The organism is uncultured Tenacibaculum sp. (assembly GCF_947502995.1).
Classification (GTDB): domain Bacteria; phylum Bacteroidota; class Bacteroidia; order Flavobacteriales; family Flavobacteriaceae; genus Polaribacter.
In genome coordinates this window covers 163241-182889 of the sequence record NZ_CANNBW010000006.1, presented here as the reverse complement: position 1 = coordinate 182889, position 19649 = coordinate 163241, and the positions used below count along the sequence as shown (strand labels likewise).

General features: G+C 28.9%; 26 protein-coding genes. 9 read left to right on the top strand and 17 right to left on the bottom strand.

Annotation, left to right across the window (positions count from 1 at the left end; translation table 11 throughout):
* Positions 1 to 7 precede the first annotated feature (7 nt).
* Positions 8 to 1387: a glycoside hydrolase family 71/99-like protein gene (locus tag Q1A46_RS06785; RefSeq protein ID WP_299675699.1), complete on the bottom strand. Its 1380-nt coding sequence runs from the start codon at positions 1385 to 1387 to the stop codon at positions 8 to 10.
* A gap of 123 nt (positions 1388 to 1510) precedes the next feature.
* Here Q1A46_RS06785 and rlmH point away from each other — a divergent pair, with 123 nt between their 5' ends.
* The gene (gene rlmH, locus Q1A46_RS06780; RefSeq protein WP_299675697.1) at positions 1511 to 1984 is read left to right on the top strand and encodes a 23S rRNA (pseudouridine(1915)-N(3))-methyltransferase RlmH; all 474 of its coding nucleotides are present in this window, start codon (positions 1511 to 1513) and stop codon (positions 1982 to 1984) included.
* Between the two features lie 71 nt (positions 1985 to 2055).
* Here rlmH and Q1A46_RS06775 read toward each other — a convergent pair whose 3' ends face one another.
* Complete coding sequence (locus Q1A46_RS06775; protein WP_299675694.1) at positions 2056 to 2280, bottom strand: hypothetical protein; 225 nt, start codon at positions 2278 to 2280, stop codon at positions 2056 to 2058.
* Between the two features lie 108 nt (positions 2281 to 2388).
* Positions 2389 to 2919, bottom strand: coding sequence for a helix-turn-helix domain-containing protein (locus Q1A46_RS06770; RefSeq protein WP_299675691.1), 531 nt, complete (start codon positions 2917 to 2919; stop codon positions 2389 to 2391).
* Between the two features lie 176 nt (positions 2920 to 3095).
* On the opposite strand from Q1A46_RS06770, the gene Q1A46_RS06765 reads away from it, so the two are divergent.
* The 5 genes from Q1A46_RS06765 to Q1A46_RS06745 all read left to right on the top strand — a co-directional run bounded on the left by Q1A46_RS06765 (position 3096) and on the right by Q1A46_RS06745 (position 7048).
* Complete coding sequence (locus Q1A46_RS06765; RefSeq protein ID WP_299675688.1) at positions 3096 to 3674, top strand: non-canonical purine NTP diphosphatase; 579 nt, start codon at positions 3096 to 3098, stop codon at positions 3672 to 3674.
* Positions 3675 to 4706, top strand: a complete 1032-nt coding sequence (locus Q1A46_RS06760; protein ID WP_299675685.1) for an iron ABC transporter permease — start codon at positions 3675 to 3677, stop codon at positions 4704 to 4706.
* A 1-nt stretch (position 4707) separates the two neighbouring features.
* Positions 4708 to 5505 (top strand): ABC transporter ATP-binding protein, encoded by a 798-nt coding sequence (locus tag Q1A46_RS06755; RefSeq protein WP_299675682.1) that lies wholly within the window; start codon positions 4708 to 4710, stop codon positions 5503 to 5505.
* A 69-nt stretch (positions 5506 to 5574) separates the two neighbouring features.
* Positions 5575 to 6624 (top strand): M28 family metallopeptidase, encoded by a 1050-nt coding sequence (locus Q1A46_RS06750; protein WP_299675679.1) that lies wholly within the window; start codon positions 5575 to 5577, stop codon positions 6622 to 6624.
* Positions 6625 to 6685: 61 nt separating this feature from the next.
* On the top strand, positions 6686 to 7048 hold the full coding sequence (locus tag Q1A46_RS06745; protein ID WP_299675676.1) for a DUF1304 domain-containing protein: 363 nt from the start codon (positions 6686 to 6688) through the stop codon (positions 7046 to 7048).
* 2 nt (positions 7049 to 7050) lie between these two features.
* On the opposite strand, the gene Q1A46_RS06740 is transcribed toward Q1A46_RS06745, so the two are convergent.
* A complete protein-coding gene (locus tag Q1A46_RS06740) occupies positions 7051 to 7860 on the bottom strand; it encodes a DNA alkylation repair protein (RefSeq protein WP_299675673.1) in 810 nt (269 codons plus the stop codon).
* A 171-nt stretch (positions 7861 to 8031) separates the two neighbouring features.
* Here Q1A46_RS06740 and Q1A46_RS06735 point away from each other — a divergent pair, with 171 nt between their 5' ends.
* Positions 8032 to 8277 carry a hypothetical protein gene (locus tag Q1A46_RS06735; protein WP_299675670.1) on the top strand — a complete coding sequence of 82 codons (246 nt, stop codon included), beginning with the start codon at positions 8032 to 8034 and terminating at the stop codon, positions 8275 to 8277.
* Here Q1A46_RS06735 and Q1A46_RS06730 read toward each other — a convergent pair whose 3' ends face one another.
* Both Q1A46_RS06730 and holA read right to left on the bottom strand, forming a co-directional pair.
* Complete coding sequence (locus tag Q1A46_RS06730; protein ID WP_299675667.1) at positions 8278 to 8730, bottom strand: DUF1569 domain-containing protein; 453 nt, start codon at positions 8728 to 8730, stop codon at positions 8278 to 8280.
* A gap of 14 nt (positions 8731 to 8744) precedes the next feature.
* Positions 8745 to 9746, bottom strand: a complete 1002-nt coding sequence (holA, locus tag Q1A46_RS06725; RefSeq protein WP_299675665.1) for a DNA polymerase III subunit delta — start codon at positions 9744 to 9746, stop codon at positions 8745 to 8747.
* 45 nt (positions 9747 to 9791) lie between these two features.
* Here holA and Q1A46_RS06720 point away from each other — a divergent pair, with 45 nt between their 5' ends.
* Positions 9792 to 10238, top strand: a complete 447-nt coding sequence (locus Q1A46_RS06720) for a type I restriction enzyme HsdR N-terminal domain-containing protein (RefSeq protein ID WP_299675663.1) — start codon at positions 9792 to 9794, stop codon at positions 10236 to 10238.
* Here the strand turns inward: Q1A46_RS06720 and Q1A46_RS06715 are convergent.
* Entirely contained in the window at positions 10235 to 10948 is a 714-nt protein-coding gene (locus Q1A46_RS06715) for a response regulator transcription factor (protein WP_299675661.1), read from the bottom strand. The genes Q1A46_RS06720 and Q1A46_RS06715 overlap by 4 nt on opposite strands.
* Before the next feature lie 250 nt (positions 10949 to 11198).
* Between Q1A46_RS06715 and Q1A46_RS06710 the strand changes: the two genes are divergently transcribed.
* Entirely contained in the window at positions 11199 to 12197 is a 999-nt protein-coding gene (locus tag Q1A46_RS06710) for a glycosyltransferase family 2 protein (RefSeq protein WP_299675732.1), read from the top strand.
* Positions 12198 to 12226: 29 nt separating this feature from the next.
* On the opposite strand, the gene Q1A46_RS06705 is transcribed toward Q1A46_RS06710, so the two are convergent.
* From Q1A46_RS06705 to Q1A46_RS06660, 10 genes are all read right to left on the bottom strand, one after another.
* Positions 12227 to 12685, bottom strand: a complete 459-nt coding sequence (locus Q1A46_RS06705; protein ID WP_299675659.1) for a GyrI-like domain-containing protein — start codon at positions 12683 to 12685, stop codon at positions 12227 to 12229.
* Between the two features lie 42 nt (positions 12686 to 12727).
* Positions 12728 to 13450 (bottom strand): YafY family protein, encoded by a 723-nt coding sequence (locus tag Q1A46_RS06700; RefSeq protein ID WP_299675656.1) that lies wholly within the window; start codon positions 13448 to 13450, stop codon positions 12728 to 12730.
* Entirely contained in the window at positions 13443 to 14141 is a 699-nt protein-coding gene (locus Q1A46_RS06695) for a ceramidase domain-containing protein (protein ID WP_299675653.1), read from the bottom strand. The genes Q1A46_RS06700 and Q1A46_RS06695 overlap by 8 nt, the downstream gene beginning before the upstream one ends.
* Complete coding sequence (locus Q1A46_RS06690) at positions 14131 to 14751, bottom strand: L-threonylcarbamoyladenylate synthase (protein WP_299675650.1); 621 nt, start codon at positions 14749 to 14751, stop codon at positions 14131 to 14133. Before Q1A46_RS06690 ends, Q1A46_RS06695 begins: the two co-directional genes overlap by 11 nt.
* Positions 14752 to 14834: 83 nt before the next feature.
* Positions 14835 to 15536, bottom strand: a complete 702-nt coding sequence (locus Q1A46_RS06685; protein WP_299675647.1) for a response regulator transcription factor — start codon at positions 15534 to 15536, stop codon at positions 14835 to 14837.
* A 14-nt stretch (positions 15537 to 15550) separates the two neighbouring features.
* Positions 15551 to 17083, bottom strand: coding sequence for a sensor histidine kinase KdpD (locus Q1A46_RS06680; protein ID WP_299675644.1), 1533 nt, complete (start codon positions 17081 to 17083; stop codon positions 15551 to 15553).
* A 153-nt stretch (positions 17084 to 17236) separates the two neighbouring features.
* Positions 17237 to 17818 carry a dephospho-CoA kinase gene (gene coaE / locus Q1A46_RS06675; RefSeq protein WP_299675641.1) on the bottom strand — a complete coding sequence of 194 codons (582 nt, stop codon included), beginning with the start codon at positions 17816 to 17818 and terminating at the stop codon, positions 17237 to 17239.
* Positions 17819 to 17820: 2 nt separating this feature from the next.
* Positions 17821 to 18756 carry a YbbR-like domain-containing protein gene (locus Q1A46_RS06670; RefSeq protein WP_299675638.1) on the bottom strand — a complete coding sequence of 312 codons (936 nt, stop codon included), beginning with the start codon at positions 18754 to 18756 and terminating at the stop codon, positions 17821 to 17823.
* Between the two features lie 83 nt (positions 18757 to 18839).
* Complete coding sequence (gene yajC / locus Q1A46_RS06665) at positions 18840 to 19151, bottom strand: preprotein translocase subunit YajC (RefSeq protein WP_299675635.1); 312 nt, start codon at positions 19149 to 19151, stop codon at positions 18840 to 18842.
* Position 19152: 1 nt separating this feature from the next.
* The gene (locus Q1A46_RS06660) at positions 19153 to 19617 is read right to left on the bottom strand and encodes a DUF1573 domain-containing protein (RefSeq protein ID WP_299675632.1); all 465 of its coding nucleotides are present in this window, start codon (positions 19615 to 19617) and stop codon (positions 19153 to 19155) included.
* Positions 19618 to 19649: the final 32 nt, after the last annotated feature.

The window sequence follows — 19649 nt, the reverse complement described above, 5'->3', positions numbered from 1 at the left end:
ATAAAAACTATGAAATAAACTCATCTCCGTAATAATGAAACAAAATACTTAGTAAAAATTTTGATCTTTTAAGCTTTCCTCTAACAACATAATATTCTGCTCTTTTACATAAAAACTGAACTATTCGATCTTCAGGAAATTGCTTCTTTAATTTATAAATGTAATATGGTATTCTTAAGTCTTCTTTACGATATGCTACTCCTGTGAATTCTTGTAATTTTTCTAGATGATCAAAACCAAATTCTTCTGTTGGTTCTATCATTGTTCCTTCACCAAAGTCGTTCCAAGTAGCTATTTGGATAAAATCTGTTTTTTGACTTCTAGATTCATAAAATGATTCTTCAAAAGTTTGTAATCCATTTCCTTTTAGTTCCCATTCATAAGCACCATGACTTCTCCATCCTCCTTCTTTATAAAAATCATTAAACCTTGGATACGCAACTCCTCCTATAATTTCATTTTTAAAATTAGCTTCGAAATTATAATAACCACTTAATGTTTGTAAATGATTTTTATCTATCCATGTATACTCACCAGAACATACTTCATTCCCTATAACTTCTCTAGCATTCCATAAAGCTAATACTCTACTTTGTTTTCTTATTGGCTCTAAAATCTCTTGCCAATCTGATGATTCTGTAATATAATTAGGTCCAAAAATCATTAACATTTTTTTTCCTCCTACTCTTATATAATTTCTCTTTTTAAAATAATTTCTTTTAATATACTTAATGTCTTCTTTTGCTTGATTTAATTGAAGATTAGATAAAGCTCTTGCCTGTTCTCTTATCACCCTATCTTCGTACATAATTGCAAATTTCATCTTTGTTTTATCTAACTCTGGAATAAAACTATTCATTCCATCTTTTATTAATTCAAAATCTAAAACATTTCTAGAACCATACCAATCGAAGATAACGCCATCTACACCACTTAATTTCATTAACATTAAGTGATATCTTTGTAAATCGATATCATTTGTTGAATAAGGCCCTATTTTTGGATAATAATGTGAAGCTATTTCTCTTTTTCCATTTGCATCGACTAAATCTGGATTTTTGTTAGTCATTGTCCAATGTTGCCCCCAAAAACCATCTATAGATTTTGATTGAAACCAAGGCATATAATGAACATAATTTTTTTTTCCTCTTCTTGTAGCACCTCCTCGGCGTAAGAGCTCATCGCTAATTTCTATTGTTGGACTATTTTCTTCTTCTATCATTACCTTTTGTAAATCGTAGTCTTGATTTTCCAAATTCCAGTTCTCGTAAAACTTTTTCTCTATTCTTTTTTTTGATATTTTTAATTGTTGGTCAGTATCTTGCACTAAATAATCTTCTGAGCATGAAGTAAGAAAAAAGCCCATTAAGATTATTATGCAACTCATCGGGGGGAATCTCATAATAGTTAGTATTCAAATGTTTACATTGTAAATTTATTTATTTGATTCTTTAAAAGAAAGAGGGATTTAACTGATTTTTTGATTTAGATTTGCCCAAAATCGTTAAACATGAAAATTAAGTTACTTGCTGTAGGAAAAACTGATGATAAAAATTTAATTCAACTAATTGATGTTTATCAAAAAAGATTGAAACATTATGTGAAATTTGAATTAGAAGTTATTCCTGACATAAAAAATGCTAAAAATCTTTCAGAAGCACAACAAAAAGAAAAAGAGGGTGAACTTATTCTTTCAAAACTTCAAAATACAGATCAACTAATACTCTTAGATGACAAAGGGAAACATTACACTTCTATTGAGTTTTCTAATTTCTTACAAAAAAAGATGAATTCTGGAATTAAGCAATTAGTCTTGGTAATTGGTGGACCTTATGGTTTTTCTGAAACTGTTTACAAGAAAGCTAATGGAAAATTATCTTTATCGAAAATGACTTTTTCTCATCAAATGATTCGTTTATTTATTGTAGAACAAATTTATCGTGGATATACTATTCTTAAAAACGAACCCTATCACCATGAATAAAAAAACAGGTAATTAAAACTACCTGCTATTAATTCAAAAGAATACAAAAACACTCTGTATTTAATTATATTTTAAGCTCCTACACAAAAGGTATATCCTCCATTAAAAGCTACAGTCCCTCTATAGATTTTTAACGATCCACATTGCCCGACACTATAAAACTTTGCAATACAAGGAGAATAACCACATGTATTAATTGGAATTCCACCACCTCCATATCCGCCAGAAATAGTCTTACTTTCTTCTTTACTTAGCAATACTGCTCCTTTAATTTTTTTTAAAACGTTTTCTTTCATTATCGACTTGATTTTAAGGTTAATAAACTCAAATCTATTTTATAAAATTCTTTAAACCAACTCTTTTAAATTACGAAAACGATTTTATGTTAATAACTTATTCAAGTTTTACTCTTGCAAAGCTTTATCAACTGTTTTATCATCTACAAACAACCAACCTGTTTTAGAAATCTCCACAATTTTCTTTTTGTTAATACCTTCTCTATATGCTAATCGTATCCATTCTTTTACAGCAAAATCCCAATAAAACCAACCTAAAGCACTTCCTGTCATCCAAATTATTAAACTACTTTTTATACTAAAAGCAAAATGAAGTATGAATGCCGATAAAAAAATAATAGAAACTGTAGGTAAGTACACCATCTTCCAACCTTTAGAAATTATAGCTTTATCACTAACAGGTTTAATTGTTTCTTTTTCCACTGTACTTTCTAACTGCTCTCCTAACACATCTAAAATAACTTTTAAGGTGTAACTTCTTGGAGTAACTTCTCCTGCCTCAATACGCTGAATAGTTCTTACATTTATATTACATTTTGCTACCAATTCTTCTTGAGTTAAACCTTGCTGTTTCCTTAGGCTTAAAATTCTCTCTCCTAATTCTGGTTGTTTCATGTTGTATATATTTTCATTTCTCATACAATCTTACTTTAGGTTTTTGTTTTTCGGAAACATTTTGTTTGATTTTAACCCGACTTTCACCCGACATTCCTTTATTTACAATGCATACAGGATGTAAATCTATGTTTTTATTTATTAGAAATTAAAAGACAAAGATGATAAAAAATCCTACTTTTGTATGATAACCTTTAGATATGAAATTAGTTTTTGCTACCAATAATTTAAATAAATTAAAAGAAGTTCAAGAAATGCTACCTGATTCTATTGAACTTTTATCTTTAAAAGATATTAATTGTTTCGAAGAAATTGAAGAAACTGCTACAACTTTAGAAGGTAATGCAAAAATAAAGGCTAATCATATTACCAATAAGTATAATTACAATTGTTTTGCTGACGATACAGGATTAGAAGTAGAAGCTTTGCATGGCGAACCTGGAGTATATTCTGCAAGATATGCTGGTGAACCTGCCAATGCTGAAAATAATATGACTAAACTTTTAAAAAATCTTGGAGAAAGTAATAATAGAACTGCACAATTCAGAACCTCTATTTGTTTAAATTTAAATGGAAAGCAATTCCTTTTTGATGGCATTTGTGAAGGAGATATTTTACCTAGTAAAAAAGGAGAAAAAGGTTTTGGTTATGACCCTATTTTTCAACCTAAAGGATATCAACAATCCTTTGCAGAAATGAATTCAGAAGCAAAAAACAAAATAAGTCATAGAGGTTTGGCTATTCAAAAACTTGTTGAGTTTCTTAAAAAACTTCATTAATTGAGTAGCTTAAAAAAAACATATTATTTTCATTTTACAATTCTTTGCTTAGCTCTATTATTTTTTAGTTTAGTAGACATTAGTTTAGGGTCCGTATCTATTCCACTAAAAGAGATTATTAATACTTTATTTGGAGAAACCCCATCTAAAGCTAGCTGGGAAACTATTATTATTAATTACAGATTACCAAAAACAATCACTGCTATTTTAGTTGGCTCGGGGTTGTCTGTTAGCGGCTTATTAATGCAAACATTATTTAGAAATCCTTTAGCAGGTCCTTTTGTATTAGGTATTTCTTCAGGAGCTAGTTTAGGAGTCGCATTATTTGTTTTAGGATCTGGATTTATCGGCGGATTTTTAGGTTTAAGTATTCAAAATATCGGTTTACCAATAGCTGCTAGTTTTGGTGCTTTTCTAGTTTTAATAGCTGTAATACTTGCGGCTAATAAAGTTAGAAATACCATGTCTATTTTAATTATTGGGTTAATGTTTGGAGCACTTACATCTGCTATAATAAATGTTCTTTCATATTTTAGTGAAGCTGAACAAGTAAAGCAATTTGTTTTTTGGGGATTTGGAAGCCTTGGAAACTTAACCTGGAATGAAATCTTAATTTTCTCTGGAATTTATTTTGTTTGTGGGCTGGGAATTTTTACTTCTATTAAATCTTTAAACAGTTTCTTACTTGGTGAAAATTACGCTAAAAGTTTAGGAATTAACACAAATAGGAGTAGAAATATAATACTTATTATTACTAGTATTTTAACTGGAGTTATAACAGCATTTTGTGGACCAATTGCTTTTGTTGGTTTAGCCGTACCTCACATTACTAAATTAGCTTTTAAAACTTCTAATCATAAAATACTAATTCCTGCAGTTACTATTACTGGAGCTATTGTTTTATTAGTTTGTGATACAATTGCACAATTACCAAAACACCAATTTACATTACCTATAAACGCAATTACATCATTATTTGGTGCACCTGTTGTAATTTGGCTTTTAGTTAGAAAGAAAAAAATTTACGTGTAGTTTGAATATCGAACAAAAAAATATAATCCTACAAATTAAAAACTTATCTGTTGGCTACGTTTCAAAAAAACAGACGAACACTATAGTTTCAAATATTGATTTATCTGTTCCAAAAGGTAAATTAGTAGCTTTACTAGGAAAAAATGGCGCTGGAAAATCTACACTACTTAGAACATTAAGTAAAGTTCAACAACCTATATCAGGTGATATTTTTATTGAAAATGCTTCTATAAAAAATTATACCCAACCTGAATTAGCTAAAATTTTAAGTGTCGTACTCACGGAACGTTTACCTGAAAGTCAGCTTTCTGTATTTGAAATTGTTGCTTTAGGAAGACAACCTTACACTAACTGGCTAGATCGTTTGTCTATAAACGACATGAAAAAAATTCAGACTGCTTTAGATTTAACAGATATTACTCATTTAAAAAACAAACCTTTTCATCAACTTAGTGATGGTCAACTACAAAGAGTTCTTATTGCCAGAGCTCTAGCTCAAGATACTGAGATAATAATTTTAGATGAACCAACAGCTCACCTAGATATTCACCACACCTATAAAGTATTTTCTTTATTAAAAACCTTAGTAAAAAACACAAATAAAACGATTCTTATTTCCACACATGAAGTAAACCTAGCTATGCAATTAGCAGATGAATTTATTTTACTAACAAAAGAACGTGTTTTTAATGGTAACGCAACTAGTTTAATTGAGCAAAATGCATTCTCTCAACTATTCCCAAAAGAAAATATCAGCTTCAACAAAGAATTACAACAATTTGTAATTAACAAAAATTAAGTTTGAGGTGTATTAGTTTTCTCTTATTTTTGAAATCCCTCTTATTTTACAAAAACCATTATATTTATTATGAAGAATTTTATTTATGCAACATGCGTATTTGGAATGTTTGCTTGTACTTCCGGAAAACAAGTAATTTCATCTACGACAACTCCACAACAGCATACTACTATTAAAGACAGTATAACTGTTTTTGGCGAAACAATCACAGCCAAAGATTTAAGCAAACACCTTTATATTTATGCCTCTGATGAATTTGAGGGTAGAGATACGGGGGAACCTGGTCAGAAAAAAGCTATTAATTATTTAAAAGATTTTTATGTCAATGAAGGAATTGCTTCCCCTTTGGGTGGTGATGATTATTTCCAAGAAGTACCTTCTTCTTATTTAACTAAAAATCACAGAGGCGGTAAACTAAAGGATTCTGAAAATGTATTAGCATACATTAAAGGTACAGAAAAACCTGATGAGATCGTTGTAATTTCAGCTCACTTAGATCATGTTGGTGCCAAAGATGGGAAAATTTATAATGGAGCTGATGATGATGGATCTGGTACAGTAGCTGTTTTAGAAATCGCTCAGGCTTTTAAGAAGGCTGCTGATGCCGGAAAAGGACCTAAACGTTCTATCCTTTTTTTACATGTTACTGCTGAGGAAAAAGGGCTAATTGGTTCTAAATACTACACTGAACATCCTGTTTTTCCTTTAAAAAATACTGTTACCGATTTAAATATCGATATGGTAGGAAGAGTTGATGCAAGACACAAAGACGATCCTAATTACATCTATTTAATTGGTTCTGATAGATTAAGTACTGAATTACATAATATTTCAGAAAATATAAATAAAAAATACACTAATATTAAACTAAACTATAGATACAATAGAAGAACTGACCCTAATTTCTTCTACTATCGATCTGATCATTATAACTTTGCTAAACACAACATTCCAATCATCTTCTACTTCAACGGAGTACACAAAGATTATCATCAACCTTCAGATACTCCAGATAAAATAAACTACGAATTATTAGAAAAAAGAACTCGTTTAGTTTTTTATACCGCATGGGAAGTAGCCAATAGAGAAAAAAGACTTATAGTTGATAAAGCTGAATAAATAAAAAAACTCGTCGTTTGGCGAGTTTTTTTATTTTCATATTTTAGAGAAAACTTTTCATATGAATATTTTAGTCAATGTATTAATTGGATTTATAGCTTTTTTTCATCTTTATATTTTATGGTTTGAAATGTTTGCTTGGGAAACAAGAGGTCCAAAAGTATTTCGCCATTTCCCTAAAGAATTATTTCCTAAGACCAAAACTCTTGCAGCCAACCAAGGATTATATAATGGTTTTTTAGCAGCAGGATTAATTTGGACTTTCTTTATTGAGAATACAGAATGGAAAATTAATGTTTCTATTTTCTTTTTAAGTTGTGTTGCGATTGCAGGAATTTATGGAGCCATTTCAGCAAGTAAAAAAATCTTTTTTGTTCAAGGACTACCTGCTATAATAGGTCTTATTATTATATTATTAAAATAAGTTTATTTCTTATTTATTGTTCGTAATCCTCTTTTTATAATGTAAGCTGTTTCTTTAGAAGAAGATTCTTTCTCCCATTGTTTACAAACATTTAAAACCCACTCTGGTTTAGATTTACTCGCATCATTTAACCAGTTTGCTACTGCGTCTCGAACATATTTTGATGTATCTGATTTTAATGGAGTTAATAAAGAAATTCCTTTCTCAGGATTCTCTTGAAAAGCTGCTATTTTTTTAGTCCATACTCCAACTGGTCTTAACGACTCTACAGCATAACGTCTTATATTTTCGTCAGTATGAGTAGTCCAAGAGGATAAAATAATTATAGATTTATCTAAATCTTCAATCATTCTTTCTTTAGTTGTGAAAATCGCTACTTCTCGTACTCCAAAATGAGTATCTGCAGCATAAACTTGCATTGCATTCAATAGTTTTTCTATTTCATCAAAATGTAAACTTTCAGCCCAACAAGCCCAACATCTTACCACATCAGAAGTATGATTTTTTAAAAAATCGTAAACATTTTTATCTTTAGTTAACACCCCAAAAGTGTGCCCAATTACTTTTGTATTACTATTTGCAGTAGGTTTCTTTTGATTATTAACCGCTTGTTCAAAATCAGAAAACCATGTTTCCTTACCTAAAGATTTTAAAACCAATTGTAATAAAGTTAATTGATCAACAGCTAACCATTCCATTAAATTTTTAGTCTCTATTAATCCTCTATTTAAATATTCTATTGCTTCTGGATTCAAATCTTTAGCACTTCTGGCTCCCTTTCTATTTAAAATAGCTTCTGGAATTTTTTGCATAAAATAACTTTTTATGTAATGTTGTTAACTAGAAAAATTAATTGAATAAAGTTTTAGTTTTCTATAAATTTAGAAAAAAGCTTTATTTTTCTTATATTAAAGTATTGCTAATTGAAAATTAAATTTTAAAAATTGTTTATTATGGACGGATGGGGATCACTAAAAATGTTGATGAATAGACAACAAGGAAATCAACAGAGAAAGAAAAAACTAAAAGACGCTAGAGATAAAAAACTAAGTTCTAGTGTTTATTCGAAAACTGGATTTAACTTTCCTAAGGCTTCTAAAAGTGTCATTAAAAAATATGGTGAAGAAGCTAAGAAATCTCAAAAAAAAGAATCTATTATTAAGTATTCTGTAATTTCTATAATTATAATAACTTCTTTAATTTACTTATACTCCATAGGCCTTTTCTAGCTATACTCCAAACTGTGTTAGGTGATGATCTAAATGTTTGTAAAATAAATTATTCCATTCTTGTTTGGTTAATTTACCAAATGAAGTTGACTCTTTTCCATCGAAATGACTTTCACCTAATTCTTGAGTTTTATGTAAATAATCGATTAAGACTTGCTTTTCTTTTTCAAAATTTTTCTCTTCTGTAATTAAAAACTGAGGTGCTGTTCTACCGTTTTTTGGATAAGGTTTTTCTGAAACAACTTGATTTTTAACTAATAACTTCAAAGCAAACCTCATAAAAGCATTTGGTTTTGGATGTTTATCTGTGTAAACTCCCTCATAGGATACTGAACAATGTGCCATCATTTGCGCCACATTCATTTTTCCCCATTTAGGTTGAGTTGCTGGAGTTAATGTATTAATTCTAGAAATCACTTCTTCTGTAATTTCTTTACTAAAGATATTTTTCATAATAAGAGCTTTATTTAGTGTAATACTTTAAAAATTAATTCTTTTAAAATATCTCCATGAGATTGATTTGCTCCTACTCCCTTACTTTTCACATCTGCTTCTCTTAACAATCCTATAACTTGAGATACTTTACGCATTGGATAATTTCTTGCTGCATTTACATAGTCATCTACAAAATAAGGATTTACCCCTAATGTACGCGCAACTGAAGCTTTAGATTTATCTTTTAATCCGTGATACGATAAAAGTTGTGTAAAAAAACTGTTTAATAATGAAATTGTCATTACTAAAGGATTATTTTTTGGGTTCTGGCTGAAATAATTAATAATTCTATTTGCCTTTACAACATCTTTATTTCCAACAGCTTTACGTAACTCAAAATTATTAAAATCTTTAGAGATTCCTATATTCTCTTCTACATGGCTTGGATTAATAATTGTCCCCGCTTCTAAAACAGAAGTAAGCTTATCTAGTTCATTACTTATTTTACTTAAATCTGTTCCTAAAAACTCTACTAACATTTGAGCTGCTTTTGGCTCTATCGTAAATTTCTTACTTTTTAAAACTCTAGCAATCCAATCACCAACCTGATTTTCGTATAACTTCTTACTTTCAAAAATCAATCCATTTTTAGCAATTGCTTTATATACTTTCTTTCTTTTATCTAACTTCTTGTATTTGTAATTGAAGACTAAAACCGTAGATTTTTGCGGATTATCAGCATAACTATCTAGCTTTTCAATAGACCTACTTAAATCTTGAGCTTCTTTCACAATAATAACCTGATGTTCTGCCATCATTGGAAATCTTTTTGCTGAAGAAACAATTTCATCTACTGTTACATCTCTACCATACATAACCATTTGATTAAATCCTTTCTCAGATTCATCTAATACATTGTTTTCTATATAACTCGAAATTTTATCAATATAATATGGTTCTTCACCCATTAAAAAATAAATCGGTTTAAGATTTCCTGCTTTTATATCGTCAACAATTTGTTTTACTTCATTCATTAATTTTCAACAAAATTTAAATCAAACTTTTAGTACTTTTGATTGATGCAAAAATTGAATTTACCTTCATATACTTTCAAAATCAAAAGTAATGAAAAACACTATCTGATTTTTGATGAAATCAGAAAAAAATATATTGTTTTAACTCCAGAAGAATGGGTTAGGCAGCATTTTGTACAGTTTTTAATTCAAGAAAAAAAATACCCAACTTCATTAATTGCTATTGAAAAACAATTAACAATAAATAATTTAAAGAAAAGGAGCGACATCTTGATTTTTAGTTCAGATGGCACTCCTGAAATTATTGTGGAATGTAAAGCTCCTTCAGTTAAGATAACTCAAGATACTTTTGATCAAATTGCGCGGTATAATTTAAAACTAAACGCTAAGTATTTAATAGTGACCAATGGTTTAGAACACTATTACTGTATGATGAATTCTGAGGACGAAAATTATATTTTTTTAAGAGATATTCCTACTTACAAGCGTTAAGCGCTTTGTGCAGTATTATCTAATAATTTATACCCTTCACCTCTAACATTTACAATAGCAATATTTTCATCGTACATTAAATACTTTCTAAGTTTGGTGATATAAACATCCATACTTCTAGATGTAAAATAATTATCATCTCTCCAAATCTTAGTTAATGCAATTGCTTTTGGCATTATTGCATTTTTGTATTCAGATAAATACTTTAACAACTTACTTTCTTTAGGTGTTAATCTTCTCGGCTCTTCTCCTTTGAATGAAAGCTGACGAGTTCTATAATTAAATGTAAAATCTCCTATGGTATACTCTATAGTGCTAAACATTTTATTATGTTCTCTTTCCTTATTTTTTAAGATTGATTTAATCTTCTCGATTAAAACTTCTGTAGAAAATGGTTTCTTGAAACAATAATCAACTAATGGTATTTTATTTATTTCGAAAACATCTTCTAATAAAATCTCTTCTGAAAGGAAAATTACTGGAAAATCTTTACTGTACTTTCTTACTGAATTTACAAATTCAGTTCTGCTTGTTGTGATTAACTTAGAATCAACAATAGATAAATCGAATTTAGAATTACTTGCCATTAAAGAAACATCACTTAAAGTACTCGTAAATGTAACATTGTACCCGTTTAAAAGTAAATAATTCTTTAAGACCATTCCAAAGTCTACATCTTCATCTATCAATAAAATTTTTATCGACCTCATTAAAATATATTTTTTGCCCCCTAATTTCTAGTCGTACATTTTTGAATAATCTTACAAAAACTTAGATTTTATATTATGTATATCAACATTTTTGTTTCTATTCGCTTCTCTCCCCAAAGAATTCCATGTACATATATAATACAGTTGAAGTCTTAAAACTCCTACCCTAACATTCTACTTTTTTTATCTATTGTAAAAATTAATAGTTCTTTACATTTTAAAATAATATTATTGATGTATGTTTGCAGACTTGAAAACTGCTGTAGTCATATTAAATTGGAACGGAGAAAAATTACTAGAACAATTTTTACCTTCCATTGTAAAACATAGTTCTGAAGACATTGCTATTTATGTTGCCGACAATGCTTCTACAGATAATTCTATTCAGTTTGTAAAAGATAACTTTCCAACAGTAAAAATTGTTATAAACAAAGAAAATGGCGGTTACGCCAAAGGTTATAACGATGCTTTACAACATATTAAAGCTGACATTTATTGTTTAATTAATTCTGATATTGAAGTAACTGAAAACTGGTTACCGCCTATTTTGAATATTTTTAAACAAGAAGGAAATACCGCTATTATTCAACCCAAAATTTTAGACTTTAAAGACAAGAATAAATTCGAATATGCAGGAGCAGCTGGTGGTTTCATTGACTTTTTCGGATATCCTTATTGTAGAGGACGAGTTTTTAATAGTTTAGAAACCGACCAAGGACAATACAATTTAACTTCTGATATTTTTTGGGCTTCAGGTGCTTGTTTTTTTATTCGTAGCGCTGTTTTTCATCAATTAAAAGGTTTTGATGAAGATTATTTTGCACACCAAGAAGAAATAGATTTGTGTTGGAGAGCTCAAAATGAAGGTTTTTCAATTAAATATATTGGTGAATCTACAGTTTATCATGTAGGTGGAGCAACATTACAAGAATCTAATCCCAGGAAAACTTACCTTAATTTTAGAAATAGTTTATTAACCGCTTTAAAAAATGTTCCAAGCAAAAACTTGTTCTTAGTTATTTTTATTCGCTTAGTACTAGATGGAGTTGCAGGTTTAAAATTTGCTTTAGAACTAAGACCAATTCACACATGGTCTGTACTAAAAGCACATTTAAGCTTTTATAGAAATTTAAATAAATTCATAAAAAAGCGTAAACAAATTCAACGTAAATCAAATTACAGCATTCATACTTCTGTGGTTTGGCAACATTTTGTTTTACAGAGAAAAAAATTTAATTCATTAAAATAAGCCCAACTTAATTGAGCTTATTTATTTCTTTAATTAGTGGAAATATAAATTTTCACTTCTGTATCATCTGTTTCATTTGTATCACCTGGATAAATTTCGAAATCGGCTTTATATTTTCTATCTATAGCTGAATTCCAAATCTCCATCCATTTATTATAAACAATATTATCTTTCAATTTTCCTTTGGCTGAAAATGCTTCATAATTACAATCAGGAATTTGAATACCAATCATATTCTCTGGTATTTCACCTAAAATACCAACCTCACAACCAATAATAATATCGTAAGCTCCTGTGTAATCAGATTCATAATTCGTGTAAATTGCATACACCTTATTATTGAGTTTATTTTCTACTTTATTAGCAATATTATCTTCCATAAACTTTTGCCATAAAGCAGGAATATCTTTAGCAGCTTGCATATCTGCATTTGTAGTTCTTGTTTTAATTCCAACAATGTTAAACGAATCGATTTGTGTTTTGTCCATTTTTTAAGTTTTAAAATTATTTATCACAAATCTAAAAGAGACCTATGTCAAAGGTGTGTCAGGGGTTTTATAAAATTTTGCTTTGCAAATTTCAAAATATTCTTTTAATGTCATTTTATGGGGAGTGAAATTTTCATTTAGATTAATAATTCGATGAATTAAATCAATTCTAAAAACTCTAAAATCACTCCTTAATCTGCAATATGCTATCAAAAGCCAATTTTCATTTGTACTATATAACGCAAACGGCTCTACTGTTCTTTTGGTAAAGTTATTTTCTAAAGAATTATACTCGATCTCTAACAACTTAAAATCTGTTATTGCAGTTTGAAGTTTAATTAAATTTTTACTCGTAGTTGCCTTTTCTGGGTTATAACGAAACTCTATTCGTTGGGCTAATAGTTCTGATTTTTCTTGCTGTCGTTTTCTAAAAACTGACTTAATCTTAGTAATAGCATTTTCATAATTTTCAACTAAAGATTGATCCTTATTTTTTCCAATTAAATAAGCTGCGGTAATTAAGGCATTAGCTTCTTCTTCTGTAAACATTACTGGAGGTAAATAATATCCTTCTAACAGTGAATATCCTTTTCCTTCTTCTGTATATACAGGAACTCCAGAATCTTCAATCGTTCTAATATCTCTGTATATTGTTCTAACACTAACTCCAAATTTTTCAGCAAGATAAGTAGCTGTTACTATCTTTTTTGATTGAAGTTGTGTGATGATAGCTGTTAAACGAGAAATGCGAGGTTTGTTACTCATTGGGCAATTCTTCTCTGTCTTTGTAGATATAATTTAGTAAGAAAAAAACAGCAATTCCTCCAAAAGAATGCCATAACCAATGCGTTCCCATTGGCAAAATTGGCTCTATAGCTCCTTTTACAACTAAATTATCTAAAGTTCTAAACGACACTGCAATTCCGAATATTAAAAATCCGTATAAAATAAATTTAGAATTTTTCCATTTTGTTTTATAAGCATACCAAACAAAAGGTGTTACAACTGTTAAAGCTGTTACTAGATACCCAAATGATATTCTATATTCATTTGGTAAAGGAATTCTTCTGGGAAGAATCGATAATGCTAAAAAACCTAAAATAATCAATATCCTTTTCCACCATAACTTTTCAATTTTACCGACAAAATAAATTATCCCTCCTAAACAAACAATCATAATTGGCAACCAGTCTAAAACCAACCAAAACTCATGACTTCTTGTTCCATGAAACATTGTTCCTCCTATCCAACTAATAAAAATTACAGGGATTGCAAATAGAAAAAAAGGATGTTTTTTAGGATTCTTATAAATCTTAAATCCAAAATAAATTAAAATACCTATAAATATTAGATTACTAAACGTATTGAAAGGTTCTACAGGCAATCTTCCTTCTATAGTTTCTTGATAAATTGGTCCGCTGTCGTTTGGGAATTTTTGTATGAGATTAAATAACATCTAAACTACCTTTACCTTCTCTAATAACTTCTGGTTCATCTTGTGTTAAATCAATTACTGTAGATGCATAATTATCTCCATATCCTCCATCAATAACAACATCAACAATTTGCTGCCATTTTTCGAAGATAAGTTCAGGATCTGTAGTGTATTCAATTACTTCATCTTCATCATGAATTGACGTTGAAACAATAGGATTCCCTAATTGCTGTACAATAGCTCGTGCTATATTATTGTCTGGTACACGTATACCAACTGTTTTTCTTTTTTTAAATGCTTTAGGTAAACTTGTACTTCCTGGTAAAATAAAAGTATAAGGTCCTGGCAAAGCTCTTTTTAAAATTTTATAAACAGGAGTACTTATTTGTTTGACGTAATCTGACAAATGACTCAAATCATTACATACAAAAGAGAAGTTAGATTTTTCTAATTTCACTCCTTTAATACGAGCAACTTTTTCCATTGCTTTCATATTGGTAATATCACAACCTAACCCATAAACTGTATCAGTAGGATAAATAATTAGACCACCAGATTGTAAAACTTTTACAGCTTTATCTATTTCTCTCGGATTAGGATTGTCGTTATATATTTTTAAAAATTGAGTCATTATAAATTGAACTTTAATATAAAGCTAAAAAGAAAACTTCCAACATGAAATCATATTGGAAGTTTTTTAATATTTTTTAGTAGTTAAGCTTCGTTGTCTATTAGTCTGAAACCTTCTCCATGAATATTTAAAATTTCAACCTTATCATCTAATTTTAAATATTTACGAAGTTTTGCTATATATACATCCATACTTCTAGATGTAAAATAATTATCATCTCTCCAAATCTTAGTTAATGCTAATTCTCTTGGCATTAAATCGTTTTTATGAACAGCTAACATACGTAATAACTTGCTCTCTTTAGGAGATAACTTTAATGGATCATCTCCATTAAAAGATAAATGTCTTAGTTTTGAGTTAAAAGCAAATCTACCTATTGTAAACTCAAACTGATCATCATCTTTAGATTTTTCAGTTTCTTTTCTTTGTAAAATCGCTTTAATTTTATGTAATAAAACTTCTGAGTCAAAAGGTTTATTCAAATAATCATCTGCTCCAACTTGATATCCTTTTAAAACATCTTCTTTCATTGTTTTAGCAGTTAAGAAAATAATTGGCACTTCTTTATTAGTCGCTCTAATATCTTGCGCTAACGAAAAACCATCTTTCCTTGGCATCATTACGTCTAAAATACATAAATCATATTCAGAATTTTTAAACATAATTAAACCTTCGATTCCATCTTTAGCATGAGTTACATTGTAATCATTTAATGCTAAGTAATCTTTTAATACTGTTCCAAAATTTGGATCGTCTTCTACTAATAGAATTTTTCTAGTTCCCATTGTTACCCTTCAATTTATATTAATGGTAGTTTAACTGTAAATGTACTTCCTTTACCTTTCTCACTTGCCACATGAACCGTGCCATGGTGGTTATCGATAATCTCTTTTACATAGGCTAATCCTAAACCATGCCCTTTCACATTGTGAATGTTACCTTTATGTTCTCGATAAAATTTATCGAAAATATATTTTTGGGCATTTTTACTCATACCTATTCCTTCGTCTTTTATTTTAAATATAAAATACTTGTTCGTGTTTTCTGTATATACATCTATTTTGGGTGCTTCCTCTGAATATTTTATTGCATTTTCTAACATATTTACAACTACATTAGTTAAATGGAACTGGTTCCCTAAAACCTCAGAAGAAATCGCCTTAAAATGTGTATTTATTGTTCCTTGTTTGTCTGACACTAATAAACTAACATGATCTATTGCTTCTTCAATTATATCTGTAGCTTCAACTGCTTCTTTTGTTATTTCTATTTGATTTTTCTCTAGCTTAGATATTCTTAATACATTTTCTACCTGACCATGCATTCGTTTATTTTCGTCACGAATCATTTTCACATAGCGTTTTACTTTTTCTTCATCATTAATAATTTTAGGATTTTTAATTGCATCTAAAGCTAAATTTATAGTAGCAATAGGTGTTTTAAACTCATGAGTCATATTATTGATGAAATCTGTTTTTATTTCAGATATTTTCTTTTGTCTCACTAATTGATATAAAGAAGTAGAAAAAGCTGCTATAACAATACCTATAAAAAATAATGATAATAATAGCGCATACATCATACTAGAAAGAAGACTCTTTTTTTCGTTTGGAAAAGTAACATATAACTTATAATTACTATTTCCACTATCATCTTCTAATAACGGATAGAAATAACTATTTTTTTCATCTATTTTAAAATAACCAGATTTAATTTTCGTAGCCAAACCACCTTCATATACACCAAATTTAAACTCTTGATCTATATTTCTTTTACCTAATTCATCTTTAAGAGTATTATTTAACTCTCTATTACTTATTCTTTTATGAATAGGCATGTGCTTCTGATTTTGACTAAACAAATATTCAACTTGCTTTTTTTGCCAACTAGGATATTTTAAAAGTCTTGAATATTTATTTTCATCTGTGTAACTTTTAAAGTCTCCATTATCAGAACTGTAAGTAATGGTTTGTGAAAAATCCTCCTTCCCTGAAAACCTTTTGATGATTATTGTATCACTATTTACAAAATCAACGGGGATTTTAAAGTTTTCTTCTAGAATAGTAGCTCCAAATGTAAATTTCTTTTTTGCTACTGTATCTATTTGTTGGAATAGGTAATTCTTAAGCTCAGCTGTGCTTATAGATTCACTGTTTTCAAAGACCTTTTTATGTTTATCAACAAATTCATTATACTCTCTCTCTTTTATTCTTTCGGATGTTTTTGCTAAAGCAATCCTCACATTATTCTCAAACTCAACACGTTTGCTATCTACTGCATTTCTAACCCAATATAACTGAACCGCTATTATTCCTGTTAAGGAAATACTCATAAGCAGAACAATCAGAATAAAAATTCTTTTTCCCATCGATCAAAAATAAACTAATAAGCTAAAGCCTAATCGCTTTTAACTTAGATTAACAAAGATAATATGTTTTTAAGAGAAATTTAAGAAATATGTTAAGATATCTATAATTAATTAAAATTAATATGTTAATTTATTATGAATTTTTTGCACATTTAACTTAACATCGTTCAAATTCATGTTAACAATCAGATAATGAGATTGTATAGTTTTTTTGGTGTCTGCCCATTGATTTTTTATCCTATTTAAAACAGCTCCTTCACTAATACCATCTCTTTTCATTACACGTTCAATTCTAATATTTTGCGGAACTGATACCATGATAATTTTATCGCATAATTTATGACTTCCATTTTCAAAAAGAATCGCATTTTCATATAAAACATAATCTTTATCACTATGCTTTAATATAAATTCTTGAAGATGTTTATGTACTTCAGGATGCACTATAGAATTTAGTCTTCTTAATTTTTCTTTATTTTCAAAAACAATTTTTGCTAAAAAAGGTCTGTTTAAGCCTTCTTCATTATACGCTTCTTGAGAAAATTCTTGAATAACTTTTCTCTTTATCACTTCAGAAGTATTCATGAGTTTTTTTGCTTCTTCATCTGCATGATAAATCTGAACGTTTTCAAATTCTGAAAACATTTTGGAAACTGTAGTTTTTCCACTACCAATACCTCCTGTAATACCTATTAACATTTTTATTTACGGATTAAAAAATCTATACGTTGCGGTGTAATTCTTACCGATGAAATTAACTCCGGCCTATTTTTAATTTCTGGAACTAAATATTGTAGATTATCTTTTTTTGTTCTCTTATAATCACAAACTATTTCAAATAAATCCTCAGTGATCTTTTGATAATTCTTTAAACCTACCTTAAAAATAACTTTTACCTTTTTCGGAAAAGTATTCAATTCTGTTCCTTTAGGAATTCCTACGATTTTTATAGGAACCTCAAAACTACCTTCTGTAAATTTATCAACTAAAATTTCTGCTTTAACTTTTTCTAAATTAAGCTTTACTCCTGTTGCCTCTTTCGGTAACTCAATATTTAAATCAACATTAACATCTTCACTAATTTCTTGTAATGTTAACTGTTTCGTTTTGATATATTCTATCTTATTTAATTGTAATTCTGGGCCAGAAAGAAGGATACTATCTTCATTTAGATTGATACTTTCCATTCCATAGCCAAGTTTGTAATTTAAATTAAGATCTAACTTAACTGGTACTTTTTTAGAAGCAAGCGTACCTAATTTAAAGTAAATTGAATCTCGATTCACCTTAACTAAACTCAATCCTGAATTTAATCTTTTTTGAATTTGCTCTTCTTGAGAACTCGTTAGTAAATAAAAATCATTATCTGCTTTTTTTACTAACTTATCTAAAGAGAGAAATATTTTTTTAGTTGAAAAACTAGCCGCAAATAAATTAAATCCACTTCCTTCAACTGTAACTGAAATCTTCTCTAGCGGTTCTTCCTGAAGTATTTTATTCTGAGGTAAATCTTTATATTCTATAGCATATACAATTTTAGATGTATATTTTTTTGACAAATTAATTAGCATCCACATTAAAAATGAAGCTGTTAAAAAACCAAAAAATATCTTAGGTATATGTAATGTTTTAGCCAATAGTCTTTTATTGCAATCTAATTAAAAAGAAAAAGGTGAGCAAAAGCTCACCAAAATTTTTATTTTGAATAGAGTAATACAATTTACTTCTTTTCTGAGTACTTATTAGTTAACTCCATAGAAATAGCAGCTCTTTCAAATCTAATTTTTCCAGCACCTGTTTCTATAACCACTGTATTGTTCGTATCATTAATTTCTGAAATTTTCCCATGAATACCACTTGTAGTTACAACTTTAGCTCCTTTTTTAATTTCTGTTCGAAATTGTTTTTCCTTCTTTTGTTTAGCCATTTGTGGGCGAATCATAAAGAAATAAAACACAGCTATAAAAGCAACTAGCATCAGCATATTCATCATACCTGGTTCTGATGCCTGTAAAAAAATCATATTAAACATGTTATGCTTTCTTTTTTGGAGTTACCATACCTGAGATTTTCACCTCTTCTCTTCCTTTTACAGTGTTCGTGTATAAAGTAACTGTTTTACTTTGCTTGTTTGGTTTACCTGAAGTATTAAACTTCACTTGAACTTCGCTAGTTTCTCCTGGCTTAATAGGATTTCTTGGCCAAGTTGGCACTGTACATCCACATGAAGCTTTTGCATCTGTAATTACTAAATCAGATTTACCTGTATTTGTAACTTTAAACGAAGTTTCTACCACAAAACCTTCATCTACAATTCCAAAATCATGTAATTCTCTATCGAAAACTATTTCTGGTGCTCCTACATTAATTGCTTTATCTCTCTTTTGAGCTTCCTCTACGTTTCCTATTTTTACCTTAGATGCAGCATTACCTTCTTTACAAGATACTAACACAACTGATAAAAGTACAGTTGTTAATGTTATAATTGCTTTTTTCATTTTGTATAAATTTATTGGTTAAAAATAACTAA

Bases quoted from the DNA above. Each gene is read 5' to 3' on its own strand.
- Q1A46_RS06770 (WP_299675691.1), bottom strand. From the start codon at position 2,919: ATGAGAAATGAAAATATATACAACATGAAACAACCAGAATTAGGAGAG.
- Q1A46_RS06695 (WP_299675653.1), bottom strand. From the start codon at position 14,141: ATGTTATTTAATCTCATACAAAAATTCCCAAACGACAGCGGACCAATT.
- Q1A46_RS06745 (WP_299675676.1), top strand. From the start codon at position 6,686: ATGAATATTTTAGTCAATGTATTAATTGGATTTATAGCTTTTTTTCAT.
- Q1A46_RS06680 (WP_299675644.1), bottom strand. From the start codon at position 17,083: ATGAGTATTTCCTTAACAGGAATAATAGCGGTTCAGTTATATTGGGTT.
- holA (WP_299675665.1), bottom strand. From the start codon at position 9,746: ATGAATGAAGTAAAACAAATTGTTGACGATATAAAAGCAGGAAATCTT.
- Q1A46_RS06690 (WP_299675650.1), bottom strand. From the start codon at position 14,751: ATGACTCAATTTTTAAAAATATATAACGACAATCCTAATCCGAGAGAA.
- Q1A46_RS06705 (WP_299675659.1), bottom strand. From the start codon at position 12,685: ATGGACAAAACACAAATCGATTCGTTTAACATTGTTGGAATTAAAACA.
- rlmH (WP_299675697.1), top strand. From the start codon at position 1,511: ATGAAAATTAAGTTACTTGCTGTAGGAAAAACTGATGATAAAAATTTA.
- Q1A46_RS06660 (WP_299675632.1), bottom strand. From the start codon at position 19,617: ATGAAAAAAGCAATTATAACATTAACAACTGTACTTTTATCAGTTGTG.
- coaE (WP_299675641.1), bottom strand. From the start codon at position 17,818: ATGTTAATAGGTATTACAGGAGGTATTGGTAGTGGAAAAACTACAGTT.
- Q1A46_RS06735 (WP_299675670.1), top strand. From the start codon at position 8,032: ATGAATAGACAACAAGGAAATCAACAGAGAAAGAAAAAACTAAAAGAC.
- Q1A46_RS06740 (WP_299675673.1), bottom strand. From the start codon at position 7,860: ATGCAAAAAATTCCAGAAGCTATTTTAAATAGAAAGGGAGCCAGAAGT.
- Q1A46_RS06685 (WP_299675647.1), bottom strand. From the start codon at position 15,536: ATGGGAACTAGAAAAATTCTATTAGTAGAAGACGATCCAAATTTTGGA.
- Q1A46_RS06730 (WP_299675667.1), bottom strand. From the start codon at position 8,730: ATGAAAAATATCTTTAGTAAAGAAATTACAGAAGAAGTGATTTCTAGA.
- Q1A46_RS06715 (WP_299675661.1), bottom strand. From the start codon at position 10,948: ATGAGGTCGATAAAAATTTTATTGATAGATGAAGATGTAGACTTTGGA.
- Q1A46_RS06765 (WP_299675688.1), top strand. From the start codon at position 3,096: ATGAAATTAGTTTTTGCTACCAATAATTTAAATAAATTAAAAGAAGTT.
- Q1A46_RS06720 (WP_299675663.1), top strand. From the start codon at position 9,792: ATGCAAAAATTGAATTTACCTTCATATACTTTCAAAATCAAAAGTAAT.
- Q1A46_RS06750 (WP_299675679.1), top strand. From the start codon at position 5,575: ATGAAGAATTTTATTTATGCAACATGCGTATTTGGAATGTTTGCTTGT.
- Q1A46_RS06775 (WP_299675694.1), bottom strand. From the start codon at position 2,280: ATGAAAGAAAACGTTTTAAAAAAAATTAAAGGAGCAGTATTGCTAAGT.
- yajC (WP_299675635.1), bottom strand. From the start codon at position 19,151: ATGTTTAATATGATTTTTTTACAGGCATCAGAACCAGGTATGATGAAT.
- Q1A46_RS06700 (WP_299675656.1), bottom strand. From the start codon at position 13,450: ATGAGTAACAAACCTCGCATTTCTCGTTTAACAGCTATCATCACACAA.
- Q1A46_RS06785 (WP_299675699.1), bottom strand. From the start codon at position 1,387: ATGAGTTGCATAATAATCTTAATGGGCTTTTTTCTTACTTCATGCTCA.